Raw genomic sequence first — 1,809 nt, forward strand, 5'->3', positions numbered from 1 at the left:
CCCCAACCGTTCGGCCGCGCGCCGGTCGATGTTCTGCGCCGTCACATATTCCAGCGATTGCAGCCGCGTCAGCAGGTTGACCCGGTTGCCCACCCGCACGTTGCCTGCCACGGCCCCCACCGCGGGGTCGGCGAAATGGGCGGCTAGCCGTTGCAGCGCCCCGGGCATCAGCACCGCGTCGGCATCCAGACCCAGCACGATGTCCGCCCCCTCGGCCGCGGCATGGGCCGCGTTCATCGCCGCCCACTTGCCGCCGTTGGGCTGGCGGATCAGCGTCACGCGGGGGTCGGCGCCAAAGCGGTCCTCCACCCGCCGGGCGGTGGCATCGGTCGATCCGTCGTCCACCACGATGACCCGCAGCCCCGGCCAGTCGCTGGCCAGTGCCGCCGCGACCGACCGTTCGATCACCGCTTCTTCGTTGAAGGCGGGGATCGCCACGGCCACGCGGAGCGGCGACGCCGACGCCACCGCCGGGGCGGGGCGGTGCGGGCGGCGCAGCGCGGCCAGTGCCAGCATCAGGATCGCCCGCCCGCCCCCCGCCAGCACCGCCACCCAGAACAGCGCCTGCAACGCCGCGCCCAGATGCGCCATAACCGCAAAGGACAGCCCGTCCAGCCAGGTCAGCGCATCGCGGCGCGGCGGCATCACGCTGTCGCGGTCCTGCCCCAGCAGCTTGCCCAGCGCCACGAACTGATGGCCCTGCGCGCGCAGCCGGTCGATCAGCGGCCCGATCGCCGCCAGGGTCTGCGCCCGATCGCCACCCGCGTCATGCAGCACGATCACCTTGGAACCGGGGCTGGCCTGCACCTCGGCCACGACCTGATCGACGATGGCGGGGGCGGCCAGCCCTTCCCAGTCGCGCGGCACGATGTCGGCCCCGACCGCGACATAGCCGCGGTCCAGCACCCGCAGCAGCGACCGCGCCTCGGCCGCGGTCACCGGGCCTTCGCTGCGGCCATAGGGGGACCGGAACAGCGTGGTGCCGCGGCCCGTGATGCTGGCCAGCAGGCGCTGCACGGCATTCAGTTCGAACACAAGGCGCAGGTCACTCACGGCCTCGGCCTCGGGGTGGTAGAAGGTGTGCGACCCGACCTCATGGCCTTCGTCCACCATGCGGCGCACCAGATCGGGGTGGCGGGCCATGTTGCGCCCCACCACGAAGAAGGCCCCCGGCACGCCCCGGTCGCGCAGGATGTCGAGGATCGCCGCCGTCACCCCGGGGTCGGGTCCGTCGTCGAAGCTGAGCGCGACCAGCCGCCCGGGCTGCTGCCCGTGGCGTTCCAGCGTCACGGGCCGGGGCAGCGCGTCAAGGCGCTGGCCGATGATCCGGCCGGTGGCGGGGTCGATGAACAGCGTGCGCTGCCCGTCTGCCCCCGCATCGACCGGCCGCAGGAAGGGCCCCGCGCCCTGATAGGTGACGTGGTGGTCCAGCACCACATCGCCCAGCGCCTGCAGCGCGCCCGCGCCCGGCCGCGCGCGCAGCAGAGGCCAGACGCCCGGATCCTCGGACCCGGCGGACCACAGCGCCATGTGCCGCACCCCCTGATCGCGCAGCACGGCCATCTGGTTCCACAGCGACGCGGCATCCAGAACCCAGATGTCCTGGGCGGCCCCGCTGTCGTCGGTCAGGGTGACATGCGTGTTGCCGATGCGCGGGGAGAACGCGACCATGCCGCCATGGCGCGCGGCAAGACCCATCGCCTGGGCATAGGGCATCGGGCGGGGGTCGGCGCCGTCGGTCCAGCCCACGGCCAGCGCCCCCAGCGCCACGATCAGCCGGTCCGTGCCGACGGCGGCCACCGCCCCGGC

The 1,809-nt window shown here is 73.7% G+C and carries 1 protein-coding gene; it reads right to left on the bottom strand.

Annotated elements, in window-relative coordinates; genetic code table 11:
- The coding region (locus ACLD7X_RS16530) for a polysaccharide deacetylase family protein (protein ID WP_411424779.1) at positions 1-1,800 on the bottom strand (1,800 nt) is incomplete at its 3' end.
- Between the last annotated feature and the right edge of the window lie 9 nt (positions 1,801-1,809).

It is taken from the genome of Aphanothece microscopica RSMan92 (assembly GCF_046613545.2).
In the GTDB taxonomy this organism is placed as follows: Bacteria; Cyanobacteriota; Cyanobacteriia; order PCC-6307; family Cyanobiaceae; genus NIES-981.